The 7,611-nt window shown below is 71.9% G+C and carries 8 protein-coding genes; 2 read left to right on the forward strand and 6 right to left on the reverse strand.

Annotation, left to right across the window (positions count from 1 at the left end):
* The 5 genes from ROTAS13_RS15760 to ROTAS13_RS15780 form a co-directional block, all read right to left on the reverse strand.
* On the reverse strand, positions 1 to 787 hold a 787-nt coding region (locus tag ROTAS13_RS15760; RefSeq protein WP_075822805.1), incomplete at its 3' end, for a sulfate/molybdate ABC transporter ATP-binding protein.
* Positions 788 to 875: 88 nt separating this feature from the next.
* Positions 876 to 1,679 carry a sulfate ABC transporter permease subunit CysW gene (gene cysW, locus ROTAS13_RS15765; RefSeq protein WP_058389201.1) on the reverse strand — a complete coding sequence of 268 codons (804 nt, stop codon included), beginning with the start codon at positions 1,677 to 1,679 and terminating at the stop codon, positions 876 to 878.
* A 53-nt stretch (positions 1,680 to 1,732) separates the two neighbouring features.
* Entirely contained in the window at positions 1,733 to 2,572 is an 840-nt protein-coding gene (gene cysT, locus ROTAS13_RS15770) for a sulfate ABC transporter permease subunit CysT (protein ID WP_019461640.1), read from the reverse strand.
* Positions 2,569 to 3,606, reverse strand: coding sequence for a sulfate ABC transporter substrate-binding protein (locus tag ROTAS13_RS15775; RefSeq protein ID WP_058389202.1), 1,038 nt, complete (start codon positions 3,604 to 3,606; stop codon positions 2,569 to 2,571). The genes cysT and ROTAS13_RS15775 overlap by 4 nt, the downstream gene beginning before the upstream one ends.
* Positions 3,607 to 3,750: 144 nt before the next feature.
* The gene (locus ROTAS13_RS15780) at positions 3,751 to 5,478 is read right to left on the reverse strand and encodes an NADPH-dependent assimilatory sulfite reductase hemoprotein subunit (protein ID WP_019461642.1); all 1,728 of its coding nucleotides are present in this window, start codon (positions 5,476 to 5,478) and stop codon (positions 3,751 to 3,753) included.
* A 95-nt stretch (positions 5,479 to 5,573) separates the two neighbouring features.
* Between ROTAS13_RS15780 and cobA the strand changes: the two genes are divergently transcribed.
* Entirely contained in the window at positions 5,574 to 6,413 is an 840-nt protein-coding gene (gene cobA, locus ROTAS13_RS15785; protein ID WP_075822806.1) for a uroporphyrinogen-III C-methyltransferase, read from the forward strand.
* A gap of 303 nt (positions 6,414 to 6,716) precedes the next feature.
* Here cobA and ROTAS13_RS15790 read toward each other — a convergent pair whose 3' ends face one another.
* Entirely contained in the window at positions 6,717 to 7,163 is a 447-nt protein-coding gene (locus tag ROTAS13_RS15790) for an Rrf2 family transcriptional regulator (RefSeq protein ID WP_019461645.1), read from the reverse strand.
* A gap of 99 nt (positions 7,164 to 7,262) precedes the next feature.
* Here ROTAS13_RS15790 and ROTAS13_RS15795 point away from each other — a divergent pair.
* A partial coding sequence (locus tag ROTAS13_RS15795) for a pyridoxal-phosphate dependent enzyme (RefSeq protein WP_305793720.1) occupies positions 7,263 to 7,611 on the forward strand: 349 nt, incomplete at its 3' end.

A 7,611-nucleotide genomic window follows, 5' to 3' on the forward strand; every position in this document is an offset into this window, starting at 1 on the left:
CCGGCGGCAGGGGCAGCGGCGCGAAATGCGCCTGTCCGCCCCGGACCTCGCAGCCGAGCCGGTTCGCCTCGCCCAGGAAGCCCGCCACGAAGGCGCTGGCGGGGCGGGCCAGGATGGCGCCCGGCGTGTCGAACTGCTCGATCCGTCCGGCGCGCAGCACCGCCACCCGGTCGGCGATCTCCATCGCCTCCTCCTGGTCGTGCGTGACGAAGACGCTGGTCAGGCCCAGCCGCTCGTGCAGTTCCCGCAGCCAGCCGCGCAGGCTTTTGCGCACCTGCGCATCCAGCGCCGAGAAGGGCTCGTCCAGCAGCAGCAGCGCGGGCTCGATCGCCAGCGCCCGGGCCAGGGCCACGCGCTGCCGCTGCCCGCCGGAAATCTGGTCGGGATAGCGGCGCTCCAGCTCGGCGATCTGCACCAGGGAGAGCAGGCGCCGCACGCGCTCGCCAATCCCGGCCTCGGAAGGCCGGGTGGCGCGCGGGCGGACGCGCAGCCCGAAGGCGACATTCTCGAAGACGCTCATGTGCCGGAACAGGGCATAGTTCTGCGGCACGAAGCCGATGCCGCGCAGCCGCGCCGGCAGCGCGGCGACGTCCCGGCCGTCGATCCGCACCTGCCCGGCATCCGGGAAGTCCAGCCCGGCGAGGATTCGCAGCAGCGTGGTCTTGCCGGAGCCGGAGGGGCCCAGCAGGGCCACGAACTCGCCGTCGCCGATGGCGAGATCCACCGAATCGAGCGCCGACGGCCCGGCCTGGAAGCGGCGGGAGATGCCCGAGATCTCGACGCTCATCCCCGCAACGCCTTTCCGGACAGTGGCGGGCCGGCACGGCGGCATGGGAGGGGCATGGCGGTCGGCACGCCCGGGGTCATCGCCACATTCAATGCTCCAGCAGGGTCCTGCGGCCGGAAAGGCGCTCCAGCAGCAGCTTGGCGCAGAGGGTGACGAGGGCCAGCGAGGCCAGCAGCGCCGCCACGGCGAAGGCGCCGACGAACTGGTACTCGTTGTAGAGGATCTCGACATGCAGCGGCAGGGTGTTGGTCTCCCCCCGGATATGACCCGACACCACGGCGACGGCGCCGAATTCCCCCATGGCGCGGGCGTTGCAGAGCAGGATGCCGGCCAGCAGCGCCCATTTCACCTCCGGCAGCGTGACGCGCCAGAAGCTCTGCCAGCCGCTGGCCCCCAGCGTGGCGGCGGTCTCCTCCGCCTCCCGCCCCTGTTCCTGCATCAGCGGGATCAGGGTGCGGGCCACGAAGGGGAAGGTGACGAAGACCGTGGCCAGCACCAGCCCCGGCAGGGCGAAGATGATCTGGATGTCGTGCGCCTGCAGCCAGGGGCCGAACCAGCCCTGGGCGCCGAAGAGCAGCACCCAGACCAGGCCCGAGATCACCGGCGAGACGGAAAAGGGCAGCTCGATCAGCGTGGTGAGCAGGCGCTTGCCCGGGAAGTCGAACTTGGCGATGCACCAGGACGCCGCCACCCCGCCCAGCGTGTTCACCGGCACGGCGATCGCGGCCACCAGCAGGGTGAGCCGCATCGCCGCGATCGTGTCCGGGTCGGACAGCGCCTCGGCGACCGGCGGCCAGCCGCGCCGGCTGGCCTCGGCGAAGACGGCCACGGTCGGCAGGACGAGGAACAGGGCCAGTGCGAGCACCGCCAGCAGCAGCAGCACGGCCCGCATCGGCCGCGGGTCCTCCGCCGCCGGCCGCCCTCCCCGGTCCGGAACCGCGCCGCTCAGCGGCGGCCCCTGCGCAGCCAGCGCTGCGCGAGGTTCAGGCAGAGCAGCACGGCGAAGGAGATCAGCAGCATGGCCAGGCCGATCGCGGCGGCGCCGGCATAGTCGAACTGCTCCAGCCGGGTGACGATCAGCAACGGCGCGATCTCGCTCACCATCGGCATGTTGCCCGCGATGAAGATGACGCTGCCGTATTCGCCGACGGCGCGCGCCAGGGAAAGGCCGAAGCCGGTCAGCAGCGCGGGCGCCAGGGCGGGCAGCACCACCCGGCGCAGCACCTGCGGGCGGGTGGCGCCCAGCGTCGCCGCCGCCTCCTCGGCCTCCAGCGGCAGGTCGCGCAGCACCGGCTCCACCGTGCGCACCACGAAGGGCAGGCCGACAAAGGCCATGGCGACGATCACGCCCAGCGGCGTGAAGGCGACCTTGATGCCCAGCGCCGCCAGCGGCGTACCCAGCCAGCCATTGGTGGCAAAGAGCGCGGTCAGCGCCAGCCCCGCCACGGCGGTGGGCAGGGCGAAGGGCAGGTCCACCACCGCATCCATCAGGCGCCGCCCGGGAAAGCGGTAGCGCACCAGCACCCAGGCCAGCAGCAGCCCCAGCGGCAGGTTGCACAACGTGGCCAGGAAGGCCGCGCCGAAGCTCAGCCGCAGCGCTGCCAGCACGCGCGGCTCGGCCAGCGAGGCCAGCACGCCGGAAACCCCGATCTCCCAGGGCCGCAGCACCAGCGCCAGCAGCGGCACCAGCACGATCGCGGTCAGCCAGAGCAGCGTGACCCCGAGCGAGAGGCCGAAGCCGGCCACGGGGTCACGACGCGGCATCCGGAGGCTGGCGGCGGTCATCGTCCCGGTTTGTAGATCCGGTCGAAGGAGCCGCCATCGGCGAAATGCGCCTTCTGCGCCGCCGCCCAGCCGCCGAAGCTGTCATCGACGGTGACCATCTCCAGCTTCGGGAAGGTGGCGCCGGCGGCGGCCAGCGCCGCGGCGTCGCGTGGGCGGTAGAAGTTGCGTGCGGCGATCCGCTGGCCCTCCGGCGAGTAGAGGTGGCGCAGATAGGCCTCCGCCACGGCGCGCGTGCCCTTGCGCTCCACCACCTGGTCCACCACCGCCACCGAGGGCTCGGCCAGGATGGAGAGCGAGGGATAGACGATCTCGAACTTCCCGGCGCCGAACTCCTTGAAGGCGAGGTGCGCCTCGTTCTCCCAGGCCAGCAGCACGTCGCCCTGGTCGCGCTGCACGAAGGTGGTGGTGGAGCCCCGTGCGCCCGTGTCCAGCACCGGCACGTTGCGGAAGAGCTTCGCCACGAAGTCCTCCGCCGTGGCATCGGAGCCGCCCGGCTGGCGCTTCGCCCAGGCCCAGGCGGCGAGATAGTTCCAGCGCGCCCCGCCCGAGGTCTTGGGATTGGGGGTGATGACGCCCACGCCGTCCTTGACCAGGTCGCCCCAGTCCCGGATCGCCTTGGGATTCCCCTTCCGCACCAGCAGCACGATGGTGCTGGTATAGGGCGCGCTGTTGTGCGGCAGGCGGGTGATCCAGTCCTTCGCGATCAGCCCGCGCTCGGCGATGGCGTCGATGTCATAGGCCAGGGCCAGCGTCACCACGTCCGCCGGCTGGCCGTCGATCACCGAGCGCGCCTGGGCGCCGGAGCCGCCATGCGAGGTGCGGATCTGCACGCTCTGCCCGCCATGGTCCTTCGCCCATTGCGCAGCGAAGGCGGCGTTGAAGTCGCGGTAGAGCTCCCGCGTCGGGTCGTAGCTGACATTCAGCAGCGGCGGCACCTGCTGGGCCGAGGCCCGGCGCGCGGCCAGCAACGGCGTGGCGGCCAGCCCGGCGAGCAGAGGGGCGGAGAGAACCTGGCGTCGGTTCAGGCGAAGCAAGGCGCGGCTCCTTATCTTCTCTCGGACCGAAGCGCACGATGCTTCGTCCGGATGGGCGAAGGCAAGCGGTGTCCGCTCAACTCCTGTTCAGGGCCCCATTGGCAGGGGCCCTGTGGCTACCCGGTCCGTCGCTGCGGCGCGGGATCAGGCCGGGACGGATTCCGCTGCCCCCAGCGCCAGCAGGGCATCGGGGCCGAGTCGGTGGCAGAAGTCGCCGAAGCCCTCCCCCTCCCGCCGGTCCCCGGCGAAGGCGGCGAAAAGCGGCTCCAGCCGGGCCGCGATCTCCCCCTGCGGCACCCGCTCGTGCAGCTTGAAGGACAGGCGGGTGCCCTCGAAATCGCCGCCGACGAAGATGGCAAAATGCCCCGGCACGCGGCCCACCAGCCCGATATCCCCGGCATAGGGCCGGGCGCAGCCATTGGGGCAGCCGGTGATCCGCAGGCTGATCCGCTCGTCCAGCAGCTCCTGCCGCTCCAGCGCCGCCTCGATCTCCGCCACCAGCGGGTCGCGCACCCGCTCCGCCTCGGTCAGCGCCAGCCCGCAAGTCGGCAGCGCCGGGCAGGCCAGGGCCCAGCGGGCCAGGGGGGAGAGCGATTCGGTGAGCGTCACGCCGTGCTCGCGCAGCAGCGATTCCACCGCCTCGCGGGAATTGGCCGGCAGGTCGGCGAGGATCACGTCCTGCTGCGGTGTCAGCACCGGGTTGGCGCCCCAGCGCGTCACGACCTCCCGCAGCGCCGTGCGCAGCCGCACCCGCCCCTGGTCGGCGATCCGCCCCGACGGCACCGGCACGCCCAGCCAGAAGCGCCCGTCGCCCTGGGCGTGCCAGCCCAGCAGCTCCGGCAGGCACAGGCGCGGCAGCGGGCCGGGATCGGCCAGCTCGCCGCCGAAATAGGGGGCGAGCTGCTCGCGCACCCAGTCCAGCCCGTAATCCTCGATCACGTATTTCAGGCGGGCGCGGCGGCGGTCGGTGCGGTCGCCGTGGTCGCGCTGGAAGCGCACCACCGCCTCGGCGGCATGGAGCAGCCGCTCGCGCGGCACCACCGTCACCGGGGAGGCCAGCCGGGGGAAGGTGTCGGGCCGGTTGTGCGTCAGGCCCAGCCCGCCGCCGATGCAGACCTGATAGGCGCCGATGCCCCCCGCCCCGTCCCCGATGGCGATGAAGCCCAGGTCGTTGGTCAGCACGTCCGCCGTGTTGTCGTCCGGATGGGCGAGGCCGATCTTGAACTTCCGCGGCAGGTAGGTGGCGCCGTAGAGCGGCTCCTCCTCCGGCACGGCGGAAACCGGTTCCTCGTCCAGGAAGATCTCGTGATGCGCGCGCGTCCGGGGCAGCAGCCTTTCGGACAGCATCCGCGCATCCTCGACGAGCTGCCGGTGGATCGCGTCCCGGCGCGGCGCCGGGGTGGTGGTGACGTTGCGCACCACGTCGCCGCAGGCGGCCATGGTGGTCAGCAGCGTGTGGTTGATCGCCGCGATGGTCGGCTTGAGGTTTTCCCGCAACACGCCGTGGAATTGCAAGGCCTGTCGCGTGGTGACACGCAGCGTGCTGTTGGAATAGCGGTCGGCCATCGCGTCCAGGGCGAGGTACTGCTCCGCCGTCAGCAGCCCCGCCGGGGCGCGGACGCGGACCATGAACTGCCACTCCTTGTCCAGTCCCGCCTGCTTGCGGGGGGTGGCGGTATCACGGTCGAACTGCTCATAGGTTCCATGGAACTTCAGCAGGTTGAAGCTGTCCTCGCTGACCCCGCCGCGGGTTTCGGTGCTGGACAGCTCGGCCGCCACCCCGCCACGCAGCCCACGGCTCGCCAGCTTGCTGATCTCCACACCCGTCGGCTTCTTCTGGGTGGTGCCTGTGGTCGTGCCGGTCTGAGCCATATGCGAAAAGCGCCTTAAACCTCTTGATCCAAGTGAAATACCAATATTAGCTCTTGTCAAACGTAGTTTAGGATAACCCTCATGCCGGTGCGCAGATGACGGAACTGGATCGCGGCTCGGCCCTGGCAGCCGGCGAGGCGCCGCGGCCGGGCGAGGTCTGGCTGGTCGGCGCCGGGCCGGGCGATCCCTCGCTGCTGACCCTGCGCGCGGCCGAGGCGCTGCGCCGGGCCGATCTGGTGCTCTACGACGCCCTGCCCGGGCGCGGCGTGCTGCGACTGGCCAATCCCCGGGCCACGCTGGTGCCGGTGGGCAAGCGCAAGGGCGCGGCACCGCTGTCCCAGGCGAAGATCAACGCCCGGCTGGTGGCCGGTGCCCGGGGCGGGCAGCGCGTGGTGCGGCTGAAGGGCGGCGACCCTTTCCTTTTCGCCCGGGGCGGCGAGGAAGCCGCCGCGCTGACCGCCGCCGGCATCCCCTGGCGCGTGGTGCCGGGGGTCAGCGCCGGCCTCGCCGCCCCGGCGGCGGCGGGCATCCCCCTCACCCAGCGCGGCGTGTCCAGCGCCGTCACCTTCGTCACCGGCCATGACGAGGCCGGCAACCTGCCCGAGAGCGTGGACTGGGCTTCGCTCGGCCGCGGCGGCGGTACGGTGGTGGCCTTCATGGCGCTGAGCCGGCTGGACGAGATCGCCCTGCGCCTGCTGGCTGCGGGCCGCCCGCCGGAAACCCCGGTGGCCATCGTCGCCCAGGCCAGCCTGCCCGGCCAATGCACCCTGCGTAGCACGCTGGGCCGTTGCAGCCTCGCCGCCCGGGCCGCCGGCCTGCCCACGCCGGCCCTGGTGGTGGTGGGCGAGGTCGCCGGCCTCGCCGCCACGCTGCTGCCCGGCCTGGAGGACCTGGCCAGGCCCGAAACGGTGCTGCCGGCCGGAAAGCGGGCCTGACCTCCATGCGGAACCCGGAGAAGGAAGCCATGGACGCCGAGATCGAGGCCCTGCTGCTGCAGGAGGCGGACCCGGCCCCGCTGGCCCTGGCCATCGCCGCGACCATCCTGGCCTTGATGACCTGGGTTTCGCCGCTGCTCTGACCCTGCCGCCCGGGGGACAAGGCTCCGCCTCTTTTCCCCCCTTTCCCCTTATCCGCCAGGACTCTTCGGGCCCTGGGCCAGATGAGTTGGTTCTGTCTGACGCCGGATCGCGCCGGAGAGGCAGAGCCCCCCCCGGGCCGGAACCCGAACAGCCGCCACTTCAGATCGCGAAGTTCAGCGGCTCCGTGGAGGGACGCTTGAGGCCGCGCGCCTGGGCGCGGCGCAGCAGGTCGTCCAAGGTCATCCCTTCCAGGCGCTCGCGCAGCAGGCCTTCCATCTCGCCCCAGAGCGGCGCCACCACGGCGGCCTGGAGCTGCCCGGTCATGTCGGGGCTTTCCTCCTCCTCGGCCACGGCGGACACCACATCCCAGAGGCGGATGTCGCGCGATCGGCGGGCGAGGCGGTAGCCGCCGCGCGGGCCGCGGGTGCTGTCCAGCAACCCGGCACGGGAAAGCGCCTGGAAGACCGGCTCGATCCCCCGCTTGGCCGCGCCGAGGCGGTCCGCGATGTCCCCGCCGCTCGCCACCTCCGCGCCGCGCCCGACATGGAAGGCGACATCCAGCATCACGGAGATGGCGGTGAGGGCTCGATCCTGTTTCAGCAGCATGGGCGCAACAACATGGGGTGGAGGCCGTTCCTTATCCCTGATGCCCCCTAAAATACGCCGCCGCACCGTGGTAATCCAGACGGCGCGATGAAAGAAGACATGACGTCCCCCTCCCCCGCCCTGCCGGAGGAACGATTCCACGCCGAACAGAGCCAGCCGAGGGGGCGGATGTACGACAGCGTGCTCGACCTCGTGGGCGCCACGCCGCTGGTGCGCCTGCCTCGGCTGGAAGCCGCCGAGGCCCTGCCGGCGCGCCTGGCGCTGAAGCTGGAGTTCTTCAACCCGCTCGGCTCGGTGAAGGACCGGATCGGCTTGGCCATGGTGGAGGCCGCCGAGCGCCAGGGGCTGATCCGCCCCGGCCATTCCACGCTGATCGAGCCCACCTCCGGCAACACCGGCATCGCTCTGGCCTTCGTGGCGGCCGCCAAGGGCTATGCCCCTGTCTCTT

Origin of the sequence: Roseomonas sp. TAS13 (assembly GCF_001950415.1) — a bacterium.
GTDB lineage: Bacteria > Pseudomonadota > Alphaproteobacteria > Acetobacterales > Acetobacteraceae > Roseomonas > Roseomonas mucosa.